Consider the following 22613-nt stretch of genomic DNA (forward strand, 5'->3'; position numbering starts at 1 on the left):
ACCCGAACCGCTGTCGGGAAGGAGGGTCTAGCGGAGGCGTGTCTCGTCGGTGGCGGGCAGCGCGACCGGCCAGTACTGCCACGACCCCGGGCCGAGCCCGCCCGTGTTGGCCGTCCCGGTCGCGCGATGACCGGTGTTCACGCCGCGGGGCATCTCGGGCTCCTGCGCGCGGCGCACCGCACGATCCATCCGCGACCGGAGGCGGTGCCGCTCACGACATGCGTCGATCAGGAGCCCCACCGCGACGAGAGCGAGCAGGGCGAGCAGGACCGTCTCCAGCGCCATGTGAGGTGAACGCGTGGTGCGCCGAGAGGTGACGGTTCATCGCCGAGATGCCCCGGGAAATCGTCGATCCGGAGTCGGATGATCACGCGCGGCGGCCCGGCGCGCCGGGCGGCCCCGTCGGCCCTGTCAGCGGCCGAGCAGCGCGGGGTGCCGGGTGACCGCCGCGTGCAGGGCCTCGCGCCAGTCGTGCAGCGGCTCGAGCCCGGCCGCCGACCACGCTGCCGGGGAGAGCACCGACCAGGCCGGACGCGGTGCCGGACGCGGGAACTGGTCGGTGGTGCAGCCGCGCACCCGCTGCGGGTCCGCCCCCAGCTCCTCGAAGACCGCCCGGGCGAAGCCGCACCAGGTCGTGGCGCCGCCGCCCGTCGCGTGCAGGGTCCCGGCGGGCGCATCCGAGCGCCCGAGGTCGACCAGGGCGGCCGCGAGGTCGGCGGACCAGGTCGGGGAGCCGTACTGGTCGTCGACCACGTCGAGGGTGTCGCGCTGGGCGGCCAGGCGGGCCATCGTCGCGACGAAGTTGCTGCCGGTGTCGCCGTAGACCCAGGCGGTCCGGACGACGTGGTGCGCGTCGAGGGCGTCGCGGACCCGCTGCTCCCCCGCCTCCTTCGTGCGCCCGTAGACGCTGCGGGCGCCGGTGGGGTCGTCGGGCTCGTAGCCCGTGCCGGGCGGTCCGTCGGGCCCGCGCCCGTCGAAGACGTAGTCGGTGGAGACGTGCACCAGGCGCGCCCCGTGCCGGGCGCAGGCCGCGGCGAGCAGGCCGGGTGCCTCGGTGTTCACCGCGTACGCGGCCCGGGCGGCGTCGGGGTCGGTCTCGGCGAGGTCGACGGCGGTGAACGCGGCCGCGTTCAGCAGCACCCGGGGTTCGTCGGTGCCGTCCGCCCACTCCTTCACGGCCGCCTCGACCGCCGCGCCGTCGGCGATGTCGAGGTCGGCGCGCGTGAAGGCGGAGAACCGCTCACCGCTCGCCGTCAGCACCCGGACGAGGTCGGTCCCCAGGGCCCCCGCCGCTCCCGTCACCATCCACCGCACCTGGTGCTCCTCCCGCCGGTCGTGAAGATCGTTCCCCGGCCCCCACGGCCGGGTGACGCTGTGCCATCCTCCGACGCGCCACGGCGGGTCCGGACGGGTGGTGCCCGGGAAACCCGGGTGAGGCCGTCTAGCCTGCTCTGCAGGTGCGGGCGTGCGACGACGATGTCTCTCGTGAGGGTCCTCCGGCGACCCCACCCCGCCGGCCCAGACCGAACCGACCCGATCCGCCCGACCGAAGGCCCGACCCGCCCCGACCCGACGAGCAGCCCGAGGGGAGACGCCCGTGGAGGACGACCGTGGCCGGCCCCGTCGGGACCCGGCGCGTCGCTTCGGGCCGTCCGCGGGACGCCCGCAGCCACGGGACGTCCCGCCGCGGGCCGCGTCCGGCCCGGCACCGGGCAGCAGTCCGTCGGCCCGCCTGCGTCGTGGCGACCTGCGTGAGATGCGCCCGGCCGCGGCGGGGATCGGCCGGCCGCCGTCGTCGGTGTCGCTCCGCGAGAGCCCGACCCGGGACGTGGGCGCCCCGCCGCCCCCGCCACGTCCCCGGACCGCGCCGGGCGGCCCGCCCCGGCCCGGGGGCCCGTCGAGGCCCGCGCCGCCCGCCGCGGACGGACCCCGCCGCGCGCCGTGGCGGCTGCTGCGCATCGTCGTGACGGTGGTGTCGGTGCTGGTGCTGGCGGTCAGCGGGACCGCGTGGGCCGCGCTGTCGGGCAGCTTCGCGTCCTCCGGGGCGCTGTCGAAGAAGGGCACGGCGGCCGACGGCGCCACGGACGTCCTGCTCGTCGGCACCGACTCCCGCAACGACGCGCAGGGCAATCCCCTGCCGCGCGACGTGCTCGCCCAGCTCGACGCCGGGTCCGCCGACGGCGAGCTGAACACCGACTCGATGATCCTGGTGCGGGTGCCGAACGACGGCAGCCGCGCGGTGGCCTTCTCGCTGCCCCGCGACAGCTACGTGGGGCTGCCCTGGTCGTCGGGCAAGGGCAAGTTGAACTCGGTCTACCCCGGCGCGAAGGCCGCGATGGCGGAGCAGCTCGTGTCCGGTGGGGACAGCGATCCGCGCGACGTCGACGTCCGCTCCTCCGAGGCCGGCCGCGCGGCGCTGATCGAGACCGTGCAGGAGCTCACCGGGATCGGCGTGGACCACTACGCCGAGATCAACCTGCTCGGCTTCTTCAACCTGACCAACGCGATCGGCGGCGTGGACGTCTGCCTCAAGAACGCGGTCGACGACGACTTCTCCGGTGCGCACTTCGCCGCCGGCCCGCGGTCGGTCGCGGGTCACGACGCGCTCGCCTTCGTCCGGCAGCGTCACGGCCTCCCGATGGGCGACCTCGACCGGGTCCGTCGCCAGCAGGCGTTCCTGGCGGGGCTCTCGCACAAGGTCCTCTCCGCCGGGACGCTGGCCGACCCGGTGACCCTGTCCCGCCTGCTCGACTCCGTGAAGCAGTCGGTGGTCCTCGACGGCGGCTGGGACCTGCTCGGCTTCGCCCAGCAGATGCAGGGCGTCAGCGGCGGGGCCGTCACGTTCATGACGATTCCCACGCAGGGTGGCGTGAGCACGAACGCCGGGGACGCGCTCAAGATCGACGAGTACGAGGTCCGGCAGTTCGTCACGGACGCGATCGGTCCGAAGGACACCCCGGTCGTGCCCACCGGACCGGCCCCGGCGACGATCCCCGTCGACGTCCGCAACGCGTCCGGGACCGGCGGGGCGGCCGCTCGCGTGGTGCAGATCCTCGGGGCGCAGGGCTACACGCAGCTGCGCTCGGGCAACGCCGACGAGCTCGCCAGCTCCTCGGCGATCGCGTTCGGCCCGGGCGGTGACGCCGGCGCCGGGGTGGTGGCCCGTGCCCTCGGCGGTCTCCCCACCCGTCCCGATGCGTCGCTGCCCCCGAACTCGGTCCAGGTGCTGCTCGCCCCGGACTACGCGGGACCGGGCGCCGTGACCACCCCGAGCGACGCCGCGGACAGTGCCCCGCCGCCGCCCCCGCAGCCGCCGATCACGGCGGACGGGATCGCCTGCGTCAACTAGGCCCGGGTTAGGCTCGCCGCCCGATGACCGTCACCGACGCCCTGCTGGCCCCCGTCCTCGCCGCCGACGCCCGCCGTCCGCTGATCACCTTCTACGACGACGCGTCCGGTGAACGGCTCGAGTTCTCCGGCGAGACGCTCGCGAACTGGGTGGCCAAGACCGCGAACCTCCTGCGCGACGAGTGCGACGTCGAGTCCGGGACGCGCGTCGCGGTGGCGCTGCCCGCGCACTGGCAAAAGGCGGTCGCGCTGCTCGGCGCCTGGTGGGTCGGGGCGCACGTCACCGACGACGACCCGGAGGTGGCCCTGGTCGACGCCGAGCACCTCGACACGCCAGCGGGGCTGGTCGTGGGGTTCTCGCTGGACGCGTTCGGGCGCCCGCTGGCCGACCTGCCGACCGACGCGGTCGACTACGCGTCCGAGGTCCGGATGCACGGCGACCACTTCACGCCCGACCCCGTGCCCGGGGACGCCCCCGCCCTCGGCGAGGCGACGGTGGACGAGGTGGTGGATCTGTCCCGACGACGGGCCGCGGAGCTCGGCTGGTCGTCGGAGACGCGCCTGCTCTCGACCGCCGACTGGCCCGTCACGGTCTCCGGTGGCCTGATCGACGGCCTGCTCGCCGTGCTCGCGGCGGGTGGCTCGCTCGTACAGGTCCGCCACGCCGACCCGGCGACGCTCGATCGGCGCGCCGGGTCGGAGAAGGCGAACGAGCGGCTCGGCTAGCCGCGCAGCACCTGACGGGCCATGACCATGCGCTGGATCTGGTTCGTGCCCTCGTAGATCTGCGTGATCTTGGCGTCGCGCATCATGCGCTCGACCGGGAAGTCCGTGGTGTAGCCGGCGCCGCCGAACAGCTGCACGGCGTCCGTCGTCACCTCCATCGCGGTGTCCGAGGCGAAGCACTTGGACGCGGACGCGATCAGCCCGATGTTCTTCTCGCCGCGCTCGGCCTTCGCCGCGGCGACGTAGACGAGGTGGCGGGCCGCCTCGATCTTCATCGCCATGTCGGCCAGCATGAACTGCACGCCCTGGAAGTCCGAGATCGACTTCCCGAACTGCTTGCGGTCCTTCACGTACTCGACGGCGGCGTCCAGCGCGCCCTGCGCGATGCCGACCGCCTGCGCGCCGATCGTCGGGCGCGTGTGGTCGAGCGTGGCGAACGCGGTCTTCAGACCGGTCCCGACCGCACCGATGATCCGGTCGCCGGGGACCCGGCAGTTCTCGAAGTGGATCTCCGTCGTCGGCGAGCCCTTGATGCCGAGCTTGTGCTCCTTCGGGCCCACCGAGAAGCCGGGGTCGTCCTTGTGGACGACGAACGCGGAGATGCCGTTGGCGCCCTTCTCCGGGTCGGTCTTCGCCATGACCGTGTACCAGTCGGAGACGCCGCCGTTGGTGATCCACGCCTTCGTGCCGTTGAGGATCCAGTCGTCGCCGTCGGCCTGCGCCCGGGTGCGCATCGAGACGGTGTCCGAACCGGCCTCCCGCTCGGAGAGCGCGTAGCTGATCATCGACTCACCGCTCGCGACCGACGGCAGGACTTTCTGCTTCAGCTCCTCGGAGCCGGACAGGATGATCGGCATCGAGCCGAGCTTGTTCACCGCCGGGATCAGGGAGGCCGAGGCGTCGACGCGCGCGACCTCCTCGATCACCATGCAGGCGACGATGGAGTCGGCGCCCTCACCCGAGTACTTCTCCGGGATGTGGATGGCCTGGAAGCCGGCCGCGGTCAGCGCGTCGCGGGCCTCCTGCGGGAACCGGGGCGTGGCGTCGACCTCCGCCGCGAAGGGCTGGATCTCCTTCTCGCACAGCGCGCGGACCGACTCGCGCAGCGCGGCGCGCTCCTCGCCCAGGTCGTAGACGTCGAACTCCGGGTTCACCGCGTACTCCTTCTGCCGTCACTCGCTCGTGGTCCACGCTACCTCTCGATGCTAGGACGTCCTACCGTTCGCACCGATGGCCCGTGTCTCACCGCCACCGGTCACCGACCTGCCACGGAGCGCGATCCACGGTGGCGTCGCACCGCATCGCGGTTCGAGCACGCCGTCGAGCAGTAGCGCTGCCGACCGGTGCGGGAGACGTCGGCGAAGACGCGCTCGCAGCCCTCCACCGCGCAGCGCCCGAGCCGGTGCATCCCGCGCCCGGCGAGGTGCAGGGCCGTGCCCATCGCGATCAACGAACACAGCACCCGCCCGACCGGGAGGTCGGCGTCCCGGAAGTGCAGGTGGTAACCGTCGTCCGCATGGTCGGTCATCCGGGGGTGATCGCAGTACTCGGCGAGCAGACCGTTGGTGAGGTGCGCCCGGACGGCCGGTTCGGTGGCGTCGACGACCCGCACCCATCGCTCGAGCACCGCACGGGTGCGCTCGATGTCGTCGTCCGCGGTCCCGTCGACGACGAGCCCGGCGTCCCGGCACCGTCGGACCAGATCCTCGTGGCCCGACGGCGGGTCGTTCGCCAGGTCGGCCGCGAGCAGGACGGCGTCCCGGCCGTAAGGGTTGAGATGCACAAGACCATGACAGCACGCTCGACGTCATGACTGCTGACCACCGTTGGACGATCACCTCGAGCCACCCCACGAGCGAGGGACTCGTGCGCTACCAGCGCTGCGCCTGCGGGGCGCACCGCGTGCTGTACCCCAGCTGCGGGGCCACCTCGGCGGCGACGAGCTCGATGGCGTCGAGGTCGGCGAGGTCGAGCACCTGGAGGTAGGCCCGGGTGGCACCGGTGCGCTCGCGCCAGGTCCCGATCGCGTCCACGATCTGCGCGGGCGTGCCGGCGAGCGGGTTGTCGGCCAGCTGGTCGGCGCCGACCCCGAGGGCCTCCCCGCGCCGGGCGACCTCGGCGTCGTCCTTCCCGACGACCAGGGTGTGGGCGAACGAGCGGATGATCGACGCCGGGTCGCGTCCGGCCTCGCGGCACGCCTCCGCGACCCGTTCGACCTGGGTGGCGGCTTTGTCCAGCGGAGTGAACGGCAGGTTGAACTCGGCGGCGTGGCGGGCGGCCAGAGCGGGCGTGCGGCGCGGACCGGTGCCGCCGACGATCACCGGGAGCGGCTGCTGCGTCGGCTTCGGCAGGGCGGGCGAGTCGACGACGGTGTAGTGCTCGCCGGTGAAGGAGAAGGTGTCCCCGGACGCCGTCGACCACAGGCCCGTGACGATCGCGAGTTGCTCGGTGAGCCGTGCGAAGCGCTCGGAGGTCGACGGGAACGGAATCCCGTAGCCGGTGTGCTCGGCCTCGAACCAGCCGGCGCCCAGGCCCAGCTCGACCCGGCCGCCGGACATCTGGTCGGCCTGCGCGACCTGGATCGCCAGCGGCCCGGGCAGCCGGAACGTCGCCGACGTGACCAGCGTGCCGAGCCGGATCCGCTCGGTCTGGACGGCGAGGGCGGACAAGGTCGTCCACGCGTCGGTCGGGCCGGGCTCGCCGGAGACGTCGCCCATCGACCGGTAGTGGTCGGAGCGGAAGAACGCGTCGTACCCGGCGTCCTCCGCGGCGCGGGCGACGCGGAGCAGGTCGGCGTAGGTCGCGCCCTGCTGGGGTTCGGTGAAGATCCTGAGGTCCACACCGACCACCGTAGGTCGCGAGGCGGGTCATGGTCCGGCTCGGCTGGTGTAGGTGTGGCCGGTCGGGGTGGTGGTGCGCACGGTGTGCGGTTGGTCGCCGAGCCCGTCGGCGAGCACCTCGGTGTCCCAGCCGGGGAGTTCCTTGACCTGGTTGCCGCGCACGCAGACCCCGCGCCCGTTGCCCAGGCTGGTCGGCCCGCCGGCCCGGGAGCGGCGGATGTGGTCGGTGTGCCGGATCGGTGCCCCACAGAAGGGGTCGCGGCACATGCCGTGGTCGCGGAGGGCGATGAGGGTGGCGAGGAACCCGTCGAACAGTCGCCGTCGCGGGTCGCCGCCGACCAGGCCGCCGTGGCCGGGGTGGGCGAACAACCGCCGCCACCATCTCTTGCCTGCGGTGTGGTTGAGCAGGTCGGTGACGATCCCGCCGGGCAGCGGCCCGTGCCCGACCAGCTCGCCGGCGGCGGAGCTGTCGAGGTCGGTGAGCGCGTCGAGCGGCAGCACGATCCCGACCTCGACGTCGACGTCCTCGGCCAGCACCTGACCGGTGAGCCGTTCGACGAGGGTGTCGGCGATGATCTGGTCGCGGGTGCGGTCGTCGGTGTCTCCGGAGGCGATGAGGCCGTCGGCGTACTTCCGGAGTGCGGTGATGCAGGAGACGCCCTGCTCCACCGGCAACAACCCCGACAAGGTGCTCATGGTGTCCGGCGCCGGCCGGAGCGTCACCCGCCGGTCCTTGCGGGCGGTGCGGCCGCGGGCGGTGAAACCGGCCGGGTCGGCCTCGTAGGCCAGCCGCTTGACCGTGGCCTCGGCTTCCTTGCGGCCCTGGTCCTCCAGCCCGGCCTCGGCGCACTGCTTGTCCACCAGCCGGCGGACTTGGGCGTCGAGATGGCTGGTCGACGAGACGATGTGCTCGGCGAGCCGTTCGGGAATCCGCCCCGCCGCCAGCAGCCCGCGGGTGCACGGCAGATCCACCGCCAACGCCCGGGCGACCTCCAGGCGCCGGGACCCGACGTGCGGGGAGACGTGACAGGCCAACGCGATCTGGTCGGCGATACCCTTCCCGACATCCCGCGGGTCGAGCTTGCCGTCGGCGAGCAGCGCGGCCTGGGCCTCGACCTGGGCGGTGGCGAACCCGACCATCGCGGTGTGCTGCGCGGCGGCCACCGCCGACCGCAACTGCTCGAGCACCGCGATCCGGTCCACCCACTCCGCGTCGTCCGCGGGAGCGGGGTGATCGGCGAGTTCCCCGAGGCGCGCGAGCAGCCCGGTCAGCTCTACGCTGACCGACCCGTCGACCTCGTTCGAACTCATGTGCGAAGGATAGCGACACCCCCCGACAGTCACGCCGCTATCGGTCGAGGACCTCCAACGAATAGCTGGCGGTGCGGCGGTCCCAGGTCATCGCCCGGGCTTCGACGATCACCACCGCATCCAGGTCCGCCGTGAACTCGACCTCGAGCACCTCCTCACCCGCGACTCCGGTGTAGGCCTCCGGCTGGCGGAGGGACACGTCTCCGCGCAACCGCGGGCGGACCGGGTCGTCCTCCACGACCACGAGATCGTCGAGCAGACCGACGAGCCGGTGTGGCAGGAGGAGATCCTCCGCCCATTGGCCGGCGTAGTAGGGCCATCCGACGTTCGGCGCCCGGAGGTTCCCGACGTCCATCTCCAGCGGTGCGTGGTCCGGGTAGCGGATGACGAGGTCATTCCCCGTCCGCCGGTACGTGCCGCCCGCCGAGGTCGTGACGCTCCACCGGTCCCGGTCCTCCCAGGCGATCTCGCACTCCTCGTGGACGAGGCCGGTGGGCGGCGGACCGTCCGCACGGAAGGGCGAGTAGTGCCGCGGCAGTTCCGATGGCGGCGGGCCCTGCACCGAGACGTACTCGGCGACGGCACGGAAGCGTCCCCGCGGCGACGTGGCCGAGCTACGCAGCAGGCGACCGAGCACGTGGACGTCGGGGGGACGGGGCACGTCGGGGGTCACGAGGTCTCCGATCTCACGGTCGCCCACAGAGGATTTCCTGATCGTTCTCCTCGTACGCGGAGGCCGAGTAGGTGCCCTGGGGGAACGTCACCGTCCCGAAGACCTCCGTCCGATAGCGGTACAGGGAGCCGGCTTCGCACCCGGCCACGACCGTCTCCCGATGATCCTGTGCGAAGGCGGCCGGCCCCTTGGTCGTCGTCGGAGGCTGCTCGGCGATCAGTTCCCACCCCCAGAAGCGCTGTCGGTAGGTCCTGCCCGAGACGGTGTTCGAGACGACCGGCACCGTGCGACAGAAGCTCTCGATGCGAGTGTGGATCTCCTCGGACGCCCTGCTGTAGTGCGGGCGGTTGACACGCACGCCGCAGTCCTCCGCCGCCGCGGGAACCGGGGCTGCGAAGGACGGGGCAGCGCTCGTGAGCAGGGCTACCGCGACGAGGACGACGACGAGCGAACGGTGCACGGTGGGCTCCGGGATCAGCGGGGGTCGTTCGCCTCCTCCGACTCCGTCCGGTCGGCCCCGGATCCACTCGTCACCCCGACGGAGCAATCGTGGCGGTGCCGGGAACCGATCGGCCTCCTCCGTACTCTGAGTCCGCGAAGGGGGTGGTGCGGGCATGGCGCAGCTGACGGACTCGACGATCACGGAGGCCGCCTCCGTCGCCGATCTCCTGGCCGCCGCGGTCGAGGCGCTCGGCGGCGCGGAGCGCGAGGGCCAACAGCGCATGGCGGCCGCGGTCGAGCGGGCGCTGCGCACCGGCGAGCACCTGGCCGTGCAGGCCGGGACGGGCACCGGGAAGTCGCTGGCCTACCTCGTCCCGGCGATCCGCCACGCGCTCGAGGCCGACCAGGCGGTCGTCGTCTCCACCGCCACGATCGCCCTGCAGGCCCAGCTGGTCGACCGCGACCTCCCGCGCCTGACGAAGGCCCTCGAGCCCGTCCTCGGGCAGCGGCCGTCGTTCGCGATCCTCAAGGGCCGCGGCAACTACCTGTGCCGCCACAAGATCGAGTCCGGGGCGCAGGCCGAGGACCCGGGCGACGAGCAGCTGTTCGACCCGTTCCAGGTCTCGGCGCTCGGCCGCCAGGTCACGCGGCTGCACGAGTGGGCCGAGCAGACGAAGACCGGCGACCGCGACGAGCTCGTCCCCGGCGTCCCCGACCGCGCCTGGCGCCAGGTCAGCGTCACCGCCCGCGAGTGCCTCGGCGCCTCGCGCTGCCCGGTGGCCGAGGACTGCTTCTCCGAGCTCGCACGACACAAGGCCGGCGCGGCCGACGTCGTCGTCACCAACCACGCCCTGCTCGCCATCGACGCCATCGAGGGACGGGCGGTCCTGCCCGAACACGACGTCGTCGTGGTCGACGAGGCCCACAACCTCGTCGACCGGGTCACCTCGGTCGCCACCGGAGAGCTCACCGGGTCGAGCGCCACCGCCGCCGCCCGCCGCTGCGCCAAGCTCGTCGACCAGGCCCTCGCCGACCAGCTCGTCGACGCCGGCGAGGGGCTCGACACGGTGCTGCTGGACACGCCGGTCGGTCGCTGGGAGCACCTCCCGGAGCCCGTGGGACGCATGCTCTCGGCGATCCGCAACGCCGCGTGGGCGTGCAAGCAGGCCCTCGGACCGGAACGGGAGAAGGGCGCGAAGGAGAACGACACCGACGCGGCCAACCGACGGTTCGCGACGGCGATGGTCGAGGAGGTCCACGACGTCGCCGGCCGCCTCCTCGCCGCCTTCGACCGCGAGGACCCGGCCACCCGGCCCGACGTCGTCTGGCTCTCCGAGCGCGAGCTCGGATCGACCACCGTGCGGGCCCTCCACGTGGCGCCGCTGTCCGTGGCGGGACTGCTGGCCCACCGGCTGTTCGGCCAGTCGACGGTCGTACTGACCAGCGCGACCCTCGTGCTCGGTGGCTCGTTCGACGCCCTCGCCCGCCAGTGGGGGCTGCCCGTCTCCGCGAAGAGCGAGGTTCCCGACGACGGGTCCGGGCACGGCAACGATCCCGCGACCAACCTCGTCTGGCACGGCCTCGACGTCGGGTCGCCCTTCGCCCACGGCAAGGCGGGCATCCTCTACGTCGCCCGGCACCTCCCACCGCCCGGCCGTGACGGACTGTCGCCCGCCGTGCTCGACGAGATCGACGGCCTGGTGCGGGCCGCCGGCGGCCGGGCGCTCGGGCTGTTCTCCTCGATGCGCGCCGCCAAGCAGGCGACCGAGGACCTCCGCGGCCGGTGGGACGGCACCGTGCTCTGCCAGGGCGAGGACTCGACGAACACCCTCGTGCAGAAGTTCGCGGCCGAGACCGGCAGCGTGCTGTTCGGGACGATCTCGCTGTGGCAGGGCGTCGACGTGCCCGGCGAGTCGCTGCAGCTGGTGATGATCGACCGGATCCCGTTCCCGCGTCCCGACGACCCGCTCGTCGCGGCCCGGCAGCGCGCGGTCGACGCCCGCGGCGGCAACGGCTTCCTCACGGTCTCGGCCACCCACGCCGCGCTGCTGCTCGCGCAGGGCGCGGGCCGCCTCCTGCGCGGCACGGGCGACCGCGGCGTCGTCGCGATCCTCGACTCCCGCGTGGCGACGAAGCAGTACGGCGGCTTCCTGCGCGGGTCACTGCCGCCCTTCTGGACGACGCAGGACCCGGCTGTCGTCCGCGGGGCCCTGGAGCGCCTCCGCGGGGCCTGAGCACCTACCGCGCGCCGAGCAGCGCGTCGGCGAGCAGGCCCGCGGCCTCCGGGGACCGGCGCAGGAACAGTTCCGGCTCGATCAGCTCCAGCTCCATCACCACGGGCTCGCCGTCGATCCGCACCAGGTCGACCCGCGCGGCGTGTACCGGGGCCGGGGAGCAGGCGAGCGCCGCGTCGGCGACGGCGAGCTCCCGCGTGGTCGGCTCGTGGTCCTCCAGGCGACCGCCGTGCCGCTCGTGCACGAGGAACCCCCCGGCGGCGGGGAACTTGCGCACCGCGTGCGACCACCGGTCGCCGAGCCGGATTAAGGACACCTCGCCCTCGGTGGCGATGGACTCCACCGCCGGCTGCACCAGGGCGTCGCCCCCGACGACGAGGTCGGCGAGCACCTCGTCGAGCTCCGGGCCGAGCCCGCGGTGCGTCCCGCGCCCACCCGCCGACACCGCGGGCTTCACGACGACGCGCGACGGGCCCAACGGCTCCGGGGTCGACCCCGCCGGCACGAGCCGCGTCGGCACCACCGGCACGCCGGCGTCGGCGAGCTCGACGAGGTAGCGCTTGTGCGAGTTCCACTCCAGCACCTCGAGCGGGTTGCACAGCACGGTCGCCCCGGCCACCCGGCGCGCCCACGCGAGGAACTCGTCGCGCCGTTCGGTGTAGTCCCAGGTGGTCCGCACCGCGACCAGGTCGGCGTCCGCCCACCCCACCGCGTCCTCGGGCGCGTCCCAGGGTTCCGCGCGAGCGTCGGCGCCCCGCTCGTGGAGAGCGGCGAGCAGCGGCCGGTTCTCGGCCTCGATGCGCTCGGAGAGCACCCGGGTGCTGGCGACGATCACGGAGACGCCCATGGCGTCACCCTCCCGCAGCGACCTGCCCGATGCAGGTGACCGTGCCCGGCGCCACCTCGGTGAAACCGGCGTCACGCACCGGGGCGACGCCGTACCGCGCCCAGGCCTTCTCCGGGTCGTCGAGCGCGGCGCACCAGGTGTCCCAGTCGGCCTCGGAGGCGGTCCGGACGGCGGGTGCGGCCACGTCGGCCGGGTCCGAGCCGGTCCACGCGACCACCGTCGCCAGGATCATGCTCGCGTGCCCGACCTGGGCGGCCGCCTTGCCGGTCGACTGCTCCACGCGCGGGTTCAGCCAGATCACCGGACGCCCGTCGTCCACCCGTGCAGGGGCATCGTCGGGAAGGTCCGTCCCGCCGATCTGCAGGCGCCGCACCTCGTGCGGGACCTCGTCCACGGGGCCCGGCACGAGCGCGCGCACCAGCTCGGAGACCGTCACGCCGGGCACGTCCTGCACCGCCCGCCAGTGCGCGGTCCGGGCCCGACGGGCCAGCTTGCGGATGCGTCCCGCCCCGCACCACGCCGCCACGGCGTCGTACCACTCCCCGCCCGGCGCGGATCGCTCGTCGGTGCACAGCGCCAGGGCCGCCGCGGCGGCGGCTTCGAGCAGCGCGGTCGGGGTGGGCGGCTCCTGGCGCTCGATGCGCAGGATCACCGGCATCGCGCGCACCGGCCCGTCGGGGTCCTCGTCGACCTCGGGCGCTGCACGATCCGTCGCCCACGGACACACGCGCGCCGCCAGCGGCTCGAGGGCGGCCAGGCTCTGCCGCTCGCCCGGCTCAGAGGGGGACACGGCGCAGGAGACCCTCGGCGGCGTCGGCCACCTCGATCTCGTCCCGGGTCACGCCCAGCACGAAGAGGACCGCGTCGAGGAACGGGGTCGACAGCGCCGTGTCGGCCGCGGCGGCCACGACCGGCTTGGCGTTGAACGCGATGCCCAACCCGGCGGCCGCCAGCATGTCCAGGTCGTTGGCGCCGTCGCCGACCGCCACGGTCTGCTCGACGGGCACGTCGTAGCGCGCCGCGAACTCGAGCAGCGACCGCGCCTTGCCGGCCCGGTCGACGACCTCGCCGAGGACCTTGCCGGTCAGGTGCCCGTCGACGATCTCCAGTTCGTTCGCCGCCGCGTGGTCGAGGCCGAGGTCCTCCACCAGGTAGTCGATGACCTGCGTGAACCCACCGGAGACCACGCCGCAGCGATAGCCCAGGCGCTTGAGGGTGCGCACCGTCGTGCGCGCACCCGGGGTCAGCTCGAGCGCCATCGCCACGTCGTGCAGGCACGAGGCCGGGAGGCCCTTCAGGGTGGCCACCCGGCGGTGCAGCGACTCGGTGAAGTCGATCTCGCCGCGCATCGCGGCCTCGGTGACCTCGCGGACCTCGGCCTCCCGCCCGGCGTGCGCGGCGAGCATCTCGATGACCTCGCCCTGCACCAGGGTGGAGTCGACGTCGAAGACGATGAGCCGCTTCGCGCGCTGGGCGATCCCGACCCGCTGGACCGCGACGTCCACCCCGGCGCGCTGCGACGCCCCGACCAGGGCCTGGCGCAGCGCGGTGTCCGAGGGCGGCGAGACCCCGGGCACCGAGATCCGCAGCTCCAGTCCGGTGACCGGGTAGTCGGCCACCCGGCGGACACGGTCGATGTTCACCCGCAGCGCCGCTAGCGTGCGGGCGACCTCGGCGAAGTGCGCGGCCGTGATCGGACGCCCCAGGACCGAGACGACGTGCGTCGAGTACGGGTGCACGGACGACGCGTCCCCGCCGGTCTCGACGGTGACCGCGAGCCCCAGGGCGGGGATCGCGACGTCGAGGCTGGCGGCGAGACGCGTGGGGCTCCCCGTCACCCCGACGAGCGCGGACAGCGACAGGTGCCCGTTGATCGTCGCCTGCTGGACGTCGAGCATCTCCGCGCCGTGCTCGGCGAGCACGGTGAACAGCGTCGCCGAGACACCCGGGAAGTCCGGGCCGGTGACCGTGACCACCAGCGTGGTCCGCGGCAGGACCGCCGGGGCCGGACCTGTGTCCGGCCCGGCGGCCACGTGCTCGTCCCCCGACGAGCGGCTCACTTGTTCCGGGGGTCGCTGCCGGGGAGGTGCTCCTGACCGACCTTGCCCGTGGCGGCCTCACCGATGCTCGAGTGCCCGCCACCGATGTGCGCCTCGAGCCGGATGCGCTCGGTGAGGTGCGGGTAGTGCAGCTCGAACGCCGGCCGCTCGGACCGGATGCGGGGCAGCTCGGTGAAGTTGTGCCGCGGCGGCGGGCACGAGGTGGCCCACTCCAGCGAGTTGCCGTGGCCCCACGGGTCGTCCACGTCGACCGGGCGCCCGTAGCGGTAGCTCGCGAAGACGTTCCAGATGAACGGCAGCGTCGAGGCGCCGAGGACGAACGCCCCGACCGTCGAGATCGTGTTCAGCGTGGTGAACCCGTCCGAGGGCAGGTAGTCCGCGTAGCGACGCGGCATGCCCTCGTTGCCCACCCAGTGCTGCACCAGGAACGTGGTGTGGAAGCCGACGAACGTGGCCCAGAAGTGGAACTTGCCCAGACGCTCGTTCATCATCCGGCCGGTCATCTTCGGGAACCAGAAGTAGATGCCGGCGTAGGTCGCGAACACGATCGTGCCGAAGAGCACGTAGTGGAAGTGCGCGACCACGAAGTACGAGTCCGAGACGTGGAAGTCCAGCGGCGGGGCGGCCAGCAGGACGCCGGTCAGCCCGCCGAAGAGGAACGTCACGAGGAAGCCGACCGAGAACAGCATCGGCGTCTCGAACGTCAGCTGCCCCTTCCACATCGTGCCGATCCAGTTGAAGAACTTGATGCCGGTCGGCACGGCGATGAGGAACGTGGTGAAGGAGAAGAAGGGCAGCAGCACCGCGCCCGTGGCGTACATGTGGTGCGCCCACACGGCGACCGAGAGGGCCGCGATCGACAGCGTCGCGTAGATCAGCGTCTTGTAGCCAAAGATCGGCTTGCGGCTAAAGACCGGGAAGATCTCCGAGACGATGCCGAAGAAGGGCAGCGCGACGATGTAAACCTCGGGGTGCCCGAAGAACCAGAACAGGTGCTGCCAGAGGATGACCCCGCCGTTGGCCGGGTCGAAGATGTGCGCCCCGAGATGCCGGTCGGCCAGCAGGCCGAACAGGGCCGCCGTCAGGATCGGGAAGGCCAGCAGCACGAGCACGACCGTCACCAGGATGTTCCAGGTGAAGATCGGCATCCGGAACATGGTCATGCCCGGGGCGCGCATGCAGACGATCGTCGTCACGAAGTTGACGCCACCGAGGATGGTGCCCAGACCGGAGACGGCGAGGCCGACGATCCACAGGTCGGCGCCGTAGCCCGGGGTGTAGAGCGAGTCCGACAGCGGCGAGTAGGCGAACCAGCCGAAGCTGGCGGCGCCGCCGGGGGTGAAGAACCCGGAGACGACCATCGTCCCGCCGAAGAGGAACAGCCAGTACGAGAAGGAGTTCAGCCGCGGGAACGCCACGTCCGGCGCGCCGATCTGCAGCGGCACGATGTAGTTCGCGAAGCCGAAGAGGATCGGCGTCGCGTACAGCAGCAGCATGATCGTGCCGTGCATGGTGAACAGCTGGTTGTACTGCTCGACCGACAGGATCTGCAGGCCCGGCTGGGCGAGCTCGGCGCGCATGAGCAGCGCCATCAGCCCGCCGATGAGGAAGAACGCGAAAGACGTGACCATGTACAGGATCCCGATGTCCTTGGGATCCGTCGTCTTCAGCATCCGACCGATGAACGAGCCGCGCTTCGTCTCCCGCGCCGGGTACGGCGTGGTCGCGATCGGCTTCGGTGCGACGGCCGTCACGGATGCCTCCTGCCCACGGGTGCCTCCTGATCAACGGCACGGGTGTGCCGTACTGCGTGACCCGGCGATCGTAACCGCCGGTGAGCCTCGCGGCTCACCGGGAGAGCGTATCCACGACGCCCTGTCGTACGACAGTCGGGAGGACCGTCCGGGCACCCGGTCCGGGAACGACGAAGGCCCGCCGACCGGGTGGTCGGCGGGCCTCTCGATCCGCGGGTGGAGCTGAGGGGACTCGAACCCCTGACCCTCACACTGCCAGTGTGATGCGCTACCAGCTGCGCCACAGCCCCAACGCGACGGAACGTTACACGGCGGGTGAACGGCTCCCGACGGCGGGGGTGGGCGCTACCCCAGGGCCGTGCTGAGCGCCGGGTCGTTGGCCTGGACCAGGCGGCCGTCCACCGTGATGGTCGGGGTGCCGAAGCCGGTGCTGCCGCCCGAGGTCTGCTGCAGCGCCGGGTCACTCGACGCCTGCTGGTAGTTCTGCGCGACAGCGGCACCGTAGGTGTTCCCCCGCACACAGGCCTCGTAGCCGGGTCCGACGCCCGCGCTCTGCCCCAGCGTCACGAGGTCGTCCACGGTGTAGCCGGCCCCGCCCTCCTCGGGCTGGCGCTCGTAGAGCGTCTTGTGCAGCGTCGGGAACCCGCCGTTCGCCGCGGCGCACATCAGCGCGTTGCCGCCGAGCGTGGAGTAGCCGGGCGGGTTCGAGTTCTGCTCGAGCAGGTTGACCATGTGGTAGCGCACGGTCACCCGGTTCGCGTTCAGCGCCTCGACGAACCGGTCGCCGTAGACGGACTCGAACTGCTTGCAGGCCGGGCAGAGGGCGTCCTCGTAGACGTCGATCGTCGTCGGGCCGTTGCCCGCGACGATCGCGCCGCCGTCGACACGCGTCTGGTAGGTCGCGTTCACCGGTGTGACCGGTTGGTTGACCGGCAACGAGGCGTTCTTGTTGGACTGCGCCGAGATGACCGCGACCGCGATCACCCCGATCAGCACCACCAGGGTGACGACGGCGATGATCGTCGGGGTCCTCGACCGCCCGACCGTCGGGGCGGAACCGCGACCCCGTGCGCGCTGCTTGGCCATGGACACAACCGTAGCCAGCCCCGATCAGAACTCCGTACGGCCCTTCTCCTGCTCCAGGAGCGCGTCCAGATCCTTGAGCCGGTCCATGGTCGCCACGGCCCGCGCGGTGCGCTGGTTGCCCCGCAGCAGGTTCTGGTGGCGGTGCACGAAGTCCCAGTAGCCCGCGGTGAAGGGGCACGCCTTCTCCCCCACCCGCACCTTCGGGTCGAAGGCGCACCGCCCGCAGTGGTCGGTCATGCGGTTGAGGTAGGCCCCGCCGGAGGCGTAGGGCTTCGTCGCGAGCCGCCCGCCGTCGGCGTGCTGGCTCATCCCGACGACGTTGGTCGGCATCACCCACGCGAAGCCGTCCACGAACGACGTCGTGAACCACTCGGTGAGCTGGTCGGGCCGGTACCCGCGCTGCAGCGCGTGGTTGCCGAGGATCATCAGGCGCGGGATGTGGTGCACCCAGCCTCGATCGCGGAGCTCGTTCATCGTGTGGCCCAGGCAGGCCGCGGTGACGGCGTCCCCGTCGAGCTCGGTCCAGAAGTCCGGCAGCGGGCGCTTCGCGTCGAGCTCGTTGGAGCGGTGGTAGTCCCGCCCGAAGTGCCAGAACAGGTGCCAGATGTACTCGCGCCACCCCAGGATCTGCCGGACGAAACCCTCCACGGAGTTCAGCCGGGCCGTCCCGTCGTGGTAGGCCTCCTCGGCGGCGTGCACGGCGTCGAACGGGTGCAGGACGCCGAGGTTGAGCGGCACGGACAGCAGCGAGTGCGCCATCGTCGGGTCCTTGGCCAGCACCGCGTCCTCGTACGGCCCGAACGGGTCCAGCCGGTGGTCCACGAACCGCTTCAGGGCGCGGCGGGCCTCGTCCGGGGTCACCGCGAACCGCCGCGGGCCGTCCTCCCCGACGGTCGGCAGGTCCAGCGCGTCGAGGTCACGGCGGACCCGGTCGTCGATGTCGTCCTCGGTGGGCCACCACGGGTCCTTCACCCCGAGCGTCTCGCGCTTCGGCGGCTCCTCGCGGTTGTCGTGGTCGAGGTTCCACTTCCCCCCGACCGGCGACTCGCCCTCCATCAGCACGTCGAACCGCTTCCGCTGGTTGCGGTAGAAGTTCTCCATCGTGAACGAGCGGTCCTCACCCGCCCACGCCGCGAACTCCGTCTTCGGCCGCGCGAACGTCGTCGTGGGGAGGACCGCCGCGACGAGTCCCTCCTCGCGCAGCCCGTCCACGAAGTCCTTGGCGGCCCACGACGTCGGCTCGTGCACGACGACGGGTCGGCCCACCTTCTCCAACGCCTCGCGGTAGGTGGTCGTGCGGTGGTGGGTCGAGCGGTCGCCGAGCTGGTCGTCCAGGTGCCGCATGCCGGACAGCAGCAGGTGGAGCTTCTGCCGGTGGTAGCGGCGGCGACGCAGCACCGCGGACGACTCGACCAGCACGACCTCGCGGTCCGCGTGCTGGGGCAGGCCGTGCACGGCGGGGCCGAGCTGGTCACCGAAGACCCACAGCGGCGCCTCCGGATCGACCCCGTCCAGCGCGGCGTCGATCTCGCCGCCGTAGGTCTCCCGGACCCCGCTCGGCACGCTCTTCGGCCCGATGCTCATGTGGCGCTCACGTCCGGCGGGTGCCCGGCCCCTCCGCCCGCGAACCGAGGAGCAGCCAGACGAGCAGGGCGAGCGCCGCGACCCCGCCGGACACCCCGAACGCCGCACCGAAGCCGAGGCCCTCGGCCAGCGCCCCTGCCGCGATCGGACCGACGATCGCGCCCACGTCCGAGGCCATCTGGAACCCCGAGAGCGCGGGCCCGCCGGACCGCCCCGACCCGACCAGGTCCGCCACCGCCGCCCCCTGCGCGGGCTGGAGCAGTCCCGCGCCGGCGCCCGCGACGAGCGAGGCCACCAGGAGCACCCCCAGGCTGGGGAACAGCCCGAGGCACGCGGTCCCGACGGCCACCATGGCCAGCCCCGTGACGACCACCGGCCGCCGGCCCCGCCGGTCCGACAACCCGCTCGTGGCGAGCAGCATCACGCCGTCCCCGACCGCGAACACCGTCAGCGCGATGCCCGCCCACAGCGGCTCCCGACCCAGCGCGACCGCGACGAACAGGGGCACCAGCGCGACCCGCACGCCCTGCACCGCCCAGCCGGTCGCGAGGCCCGAGGCCAGTGCCGCCCGGTAGACGGGGGACCGCAGGGCGCCGACGAGCGTCAGGGGCGGCACGTCGGGGTCGTCACGACGGCGGCCGACGGCGCTGGACCGCGCCAGCAGGGTCCCGACGACGGCCGTGGCCAGCACCAGCGCGAGCGCGTAGACCACGAACGGCGCGCGGACGTCGACCGCCACCAGTCCGCCGCCGAGGGCCGGCCCGCAGATCCCGCCGAGCAGGAACGCTCCGGTGAAGAGCCCGCTGAGCTGCCCGCGGCGGCCCTCCGGGGCGAGCCGGAAGATCAGGGAGAACGCCGAGACCGAGAACATCGTCGAGCCGATCCCGCCGAGCCCCCGGAAGACCAGCAGCTGCACGTAGCTCGTCGCCAGGGCGCAGGCGCCGGTCGACACGGCGACCACCAGGAGGCCGGCGAGGTACATGGGGCGCTCGCCGACCCGCGCGACCAGCCGCCCCGACACGGGCGCGAACAGCAGCCGCAGGACCGGCAGGGCGCTGACGACGGCGGCCGCTGCGGTGACGCCGACCCCGAAGGTCTGCGCGAACACCGGCAGCGCCGGCGCGACGATCCCGTAGCCCGCGGCGACGAGGAAGCTGCCGGCCAGCAGCGCCCAGACCTCCCAGGGCAGGGCTGCACGGCGCTCGGCCGCGAGGGACATCCACGTCCTCCTCCGCGAGCCGTCGGCCCGCCTCTCGCTCCGCGGAGATCGACGCTACGCCGGGTCCCGCCGCCGCCGCGTCACGGGCTCCGACGCGCGCGAGGTGGACACCACGCAGGTGCCCCGGCGCGCGGACCTGCGCCACGTCGCACTCGGCGCGGCGGGCGACCCGCGAGGGCTCAGAGCCCCAGGGCGAAGGCGAGCATCGGGCCGGCGATCGGCGTGGTCGTCGTCGTGGTCGTCACCGGCGGCGTGGTGCCACCGGGCGGGGTGACCGTGCCCGACGGCGTCGTGGTGCCCGTCCCGCCCGTGGTCGTGGGCGCCGTGGTGCCGCCCGTGGTGGTCGGGGGCGGTGTCGTCGGCGGCACCGTCGTGGTGGGCGGCACGGTCGTCGGCGCGGTCGTCGGCGGAGCGGTCGTGGTCGACGGGGGCGTCGTCGACGGCCTCGTCGTCGTGGTCGGCGGCGTCCCCGTCGGACCGGTCGGACCGGTGGGCCCGGTCGGCGGCGTCACCGGCGGCACCACCGGCGGCGTGGTGTCACGCGGCGGGGTCGTGGACGACGCCGTCGTCTCCTCCGGCGTCGTCGAGGTGGGCCCGGTGCTCTCCGGGGTGGGCGACGACCGCACGGCCGCCGTCCGCCCGCCGGAGTCGTCCGCGTCGCCCGGGTCGTCGGAGCCGGACGAGCCCTCGTCGGCGAAGGCCGGGACGACGGGCGCGATGGGCAGGAACGGCGGGAACCCCCGTGGCCCGGAGGCCGGGGAGGCGGCCACCTCGGCCTGCGGCTCCTGGCGGACGACGTGCGACTCCCCCGCCCAGATGACGAGCCCCGAGGCCAGCGCCAGGGTGGCGGTCGCGGCGGCGAGGACACCCGCGCGGCGGGCGCGGGGACCGGGGACCACCGCGAAGGGGGTGACGCCCTGCGCCCCACGGGCGTGCACGGCCGGACCGACCGCGACGGACGACGACCAGGCCGTGGGGCCGGTGTCACCCGGGACCGACGGGCTCTCCGACCAGGAGGCCACGACCGGCACCAGCCGGGCCGCCGCGGCGTCGTCGGTCACCGGGGTGTCGTCCCGTCCGAGCCGGTTGAGCCGCTCGGAGAGAGCCGTCGCGGAGGGCGGGAGCGGCCCGTCGGCGGCGGCGAGCAGGGCGAGCAGCGGGCCGGTCAGGGGATCCGCGTCGTCCGGGGCCGACCGGCTGGTCGGCACCGTCACCACGTCGTCGGAGTCGGGGTCCGCCCCGGGACCGGCCACCTCGGCGAGGGTGCGGGCGAGCGCGCGGACGTCCGCGGCGCGCCGCGCGGCGGCGTCGTCGGTCCCGCCCACCACCGGCAGGGGGCCGGAGAGCGAGGCCGTCAGGCCGACGAGCCACGCCTCGGGGCCGGACCGGTCGACCAGGATGCTGGCCGGCCCGATCGCGCCGTGCTCGACGTGGTGCGCGTGCGCGTGGGCGAGGGCGGAGGCCAACTGGGCGCCCATGCGCGCGAGGTCGGCCGCGGGCACGGGTCCGTCGCGCAGCACCAGCGGCAACGGTTCGCCGGCGACGCTCTCGAGCACCAGCGTGCTCTCGGTGTCCGGGGCGAGGCCGTCGACGTCGTAGACCTCGAGCAGGTGGGGGTGGTGCAGGCGGGCGAGGTGGCGGACCTGCTCGATGCGGTCGGACAGCGCGTCGCCGGACGCCGGGGGCAGCGTGACCAGCCGGACCTCGCGGCCGAGAATCTCGTCCACCCCGCGGACCGCGGCGTCGGCCGCGCCGGTGACGAGGACGTCCGTGGGGGCCTCCACGGTCCCGGCACCGTCGGTGTCGACGCGGGGACTCTCCGTGTCGGGCTCGGGCCTGCCGTCACCGTCTCGGGTCGACTCGGTCGTCTCGACCGTTTCGTCGGCGGTCACGACGCTCCCCCTGCCTCACGGCGTGCAGCACTGGTGCCAACCAGATACCTCGGCCGGGTGACCGTAGCGTCCCGACCGGATGATGGTCGACACCGTTCGGCGAACTGCTCGACGCGACGAGGATCTCGTCCGTGTGCCGTCACGCGGAGGCCGTGCGGACGTCCCACGCGGATACGACGAAGGCCGGGGAGCGGTTGCTCCCCGGCCTTCGTCATGGGGGTGGAGGTGCCGGGAATCGAACCCGGGTCCTCCGAACACCTGTCAGGACTTCTCCGTGCGCAGTCTGCGTCGTCTCTACTCGGGTCCGCCGATCGTGCAGACACGCCGGCGTGACGACCCCAGTCACTGTCTGGTGTCCCACCGGGCCCCGTGACCGGGCCCGATGGTGGAGTCCCCTGGCTGATGCCGGCGACCGGGTCGGGAACGAACCCGGGCCGACAGACCTCAACCCGCTACTTAGGCAGCGAGCTGGAGGTCGCGCTGAGTACTGTTCTCGGCGCTTATTTTTTTGCGACGGGTGGTTATCGAGATCATCGTCGCCTTCCTCGGCACGCTTCCCCTGATCAACCGTCCGGAGTCGAAACCAGTCACCCCCTTC

Annotated in this window: 19 protein-coding genes, 1 tRNA gene and 1 other RNA gene; 3 read left to right on the forward strand and 18 right to left on the reverse strand. The window is 73.3% G+C overall.

All coding sequences use genetic code 11. The annotated features are described in order from the left end of the window. Positions 1 to 27: 27 nt before the first annotated feature. Together QRT03_RS14650 and rfbD are read right to left on the reverse strand one after the other, a co-directional pair. The gene (locus QRT03_RS14650) at positions 28 to 285 is read right to left on the reverse strand and encodes a hypothetical protein (protein WP_286053626.1); all 258 of its coding nucleotides are present in this window, start codon (positions 283 to 285) and stop codon (positions 28 to 30) included. Between the two features lie 126 nt (positions 286 to 411). Continuing rightward, positions 412 to 1305 (reverse strand): dTDP-4-dehydrorhamnose reductase, encoded by an 894-nt coding sequence (gene rfbD, locus QRT03_RS14655; RefSeq protein WP_286053627.1) that lies wholly within the window; start codon positions 1303 to 1305, stop codon positions 412 to 414. Between the two features lie 292 nt (positions 1306 to 1597). On the opposite strand from rfbD, the gene QRT03_RS14660 reads away from it, so the two are divergent. Next, positions 1598 to 3349, forward strand: a complete 1752-nt coding sequence (locus QRT03_RS14660; RefSeq protein WP_286053629.1) for an LCP family protein — start codon at positions 1598 to 1600, stop codon at positions 3347 to 3349. Between the two features lie 23 nt (positions 3350 to 3372). Next, positions 3373 to 4074, forward strand: a complete 702-nt coding sequence (locus tag QRT03_RS14665) for a TIGR03089 family protein (protein WP_286053630.1) — start codon at positions 3373 to 3375, stop codon at positions 4072 to 4074. Here QRT03_RS14665 and QRT03_RS14670 read toward each other — a convergent pair. The 6 genes from QRT03_RS14670 to QRT03_RS14695 all read right to left on the reverse strand — a co-directional run bounded on the left by QRT03_RS14670 (position 4071) and on the right by QRT03_RS14695 (position 9358). Further along, positions 4071 to 5228 (reverse strand): acyl-CoA dehydrogenase, encoded by a 1158-nt coding sequence (locus QRT03_RS14670; RefSeq protein WP_286053631.1) that lies wholly within the window; start codon positions 5226 to 5228, stop codon positions 4071 to 4073. The genes QRT03_RS14665 and QRT03_RS14670 overlap by 4 nt on opposite strands. Positions 5229 to 5329: 101 nt before the next feature. Next, the gene (locus QRT03_RS14675) at positions 5330 to 5857 is read right to left on the reverse strand and encodes a CGNR zinc finger domain-containing protein (RefSeq protein WP_286053632.1); all 528 of its coding nucleotides are present in this window, start codon (positions 5855 to 5857) and stop codon (positions 5330 to 5332) included. A gap of 88 nt (positions 5858 to 5945) precedes the next feature. Then, positions 5946 to 6914: an LLM class F420-dependent oxidoreductase gene (locus tag QRT03_RS14680; RefSeq protein ID WP_286053633.1), complete on the reverse strand. Its 969-nt coding sequence runs from the start codon at positions 6912 to 6914 to the stop codon at positions 5946 to 5948. Between the two features lie 27 nt (positions 6915 to 6941). Next, positions 6942 to 8225, reverse strand: a complete 1284-nt coding sequence (locus tag QRT03_RS14685) for a DUF222 domain-containing protein (protein ID WP_286053634.1) — start codon at positions 8223 to 8225, stop codon at positions 6942 to 6944. Positions 8226 to 8262: 37 nt separating this feature from the next. Next, positions 8263 to 8898 (reverse strand): hypothetical protein, encoded by a 636-nt coding sequence (locus QRT03_RS14690; RefSeq protein ID WP_286053635.1) that lies wholly within the window; start codon positions 8896 to 8898, stop codon positions 8263 to 8265. A gap of 13 nt (positions 8899 to 8911) precedes the next feature. Next, positions 8912 to 9358, reverse strand: coding sequence for a hypothetical protein (locus QRT03_RS14695; RefSeq protein WP_286053637.1), 447 nt, complete (start codon positions 9356 to 9358; stop codon positions 8912 to 8914). A gap of 154 nt (positions 9359 to 9512) precedes the next feature. Between QRT03_RS14695 and QRT03_RS14700 the strand changes: the two genes are divergently transcribed. Beyond that, complete coding sequence (locus QRT03_RS14700) at positions 9513 to 11573, forward strand: ATP-dependent DNA helicase (RefSeq protein ID WP_286053638.1); 2061 nt, start codon at positions 9513 to 9515, stop codon at positions 11571 to 11573. Between the two features lie 4 nt (positions 11574 to 11577). On the opposite strand, the gene QRT03_RS14705 is transcribed toward QRT03_RS14700, so the two are convergent. The 10 genes from QRT03_RS14705 to ssrA all read right to left on the reverse strand — a co-directional run bounded on the left by QRT03_RS14705 (position 11578) and on the right by ssrA (position 22610). Next, entirely contained in the window at positions 11578 to 12420 is an 843-nt protein-coding gene (locus QRT03_RS14705) for an ATP-grasp domain-containing protein (RefSeq protein WP_286053639.1), read from the reverse strand. A 4-nt stretch (positions 12421 to 12424) separates the two neighbouring features. Continuing rightward, complete coding sequence (locus tag QRT03_RS14710; protein WP_425604855.1) at positions 12425 to 13177, reverse strand: peptidyl-tRNA hydrolase; 753 nt, start codon at positions 13175 to 13177, stop codon at positions 12425 to 12427. Between the two features lie 19 nt (positions 13178 to 13196). Further along, positions 13197 to 14414 carry a phosphoserine phosphatase SerB gene (serB, locus tag QRT03_RS14715; protein WP_286054371.1) on the reverse strand — a complete coding sequence of 406 codons (1218 nt, stop codon included), beginning with the start codon at positions 14412 to 14414 and terminating at the stop codon, positions 13197 to 13199. 62 nt (positions 14415 to 14476) lie between these two features. Next, positions 14477 to 16234, reverse strand: coding sequence for an aa3-type cytochrome oxidase subunit I (ctaD, locus tag QRT03_RS14720; protein ID WP_286053641.1), 1758 nt, complete (start codon positions 16232 to 16234; stop codon positions 14477 to 14479). Between the two features lie 217 nt (positions 16235 to 16451). After that, positions 16452 to 16524: transfer RNA gene (locus QRT03_RS14725), tRNA-Ala, on the reverse strand. A 55-nt stretch (positions 16525 to 16579) separates the two neighbouring features. Continuing rightward, positions 16580 to 17320 (reverse strand): DsbA family protein, encoded by a 741-nt coding sequence (locus QRT03_RS14730; RefSeq protein ID WP_286053642.1) that lies wholly within the window; start codon positions 17318 to 17320, stop codon positions 16580 to 16582. A 24-nt stretch (positions 17321 to 17344) separates the two neighbouring features. Further along, on the reverse strand, positions 17345 to 18904 hold the full coding sequence (locus tag QRT03_RS14735; RefSeq protein WP_286053643.1) for a cryptochrome/photolyase family protein: 1560 nt from the start codon (positions 18902 to 18904) through the stop codon (positions 17345 to 17347). Between the two features lie 7 nt (positions 18905 to 18911). Then, a complete protein-coding gene (locus QRT03_RS14740; RefSeq protein WP_286053644.1) occupies positions 18912 to 20123 on the reverse strand; it encodes an MFS transporter in 1212 nt (403 codons plus the stop codon). A gap of 179 nt (positions 20124 to 20302) precedes the next feature. Beyond that, entirely contained in the window at positions 20303 to 21907 is a 1605-nt protein-coding gene (locus QRT03_RS14745; RefSeq protein ID WP_286053645.1) for a protein kinase family protein, read from the reverse strand. Between the two features lie 325 nt (positions 21908 to 22232). Then, positions 22233 to 22610: a transfer-messenger RNA gene (ssrA, locus tag QRT03_RS14750) on the reverse strand. Positions 22611 to 22613 lie beyond the last annotated feature (3 nt).

It is taken from the genome of Actinomycetospora termitidis (assembly GCF_030286555.1).
Classification (GTDB): Bacteria; Actinomycetota; Actinomycetes; order Mycobacteriales; family Pseudonocardiaceae; genus Actinomycetospora; species Actinomycetospora termitidis.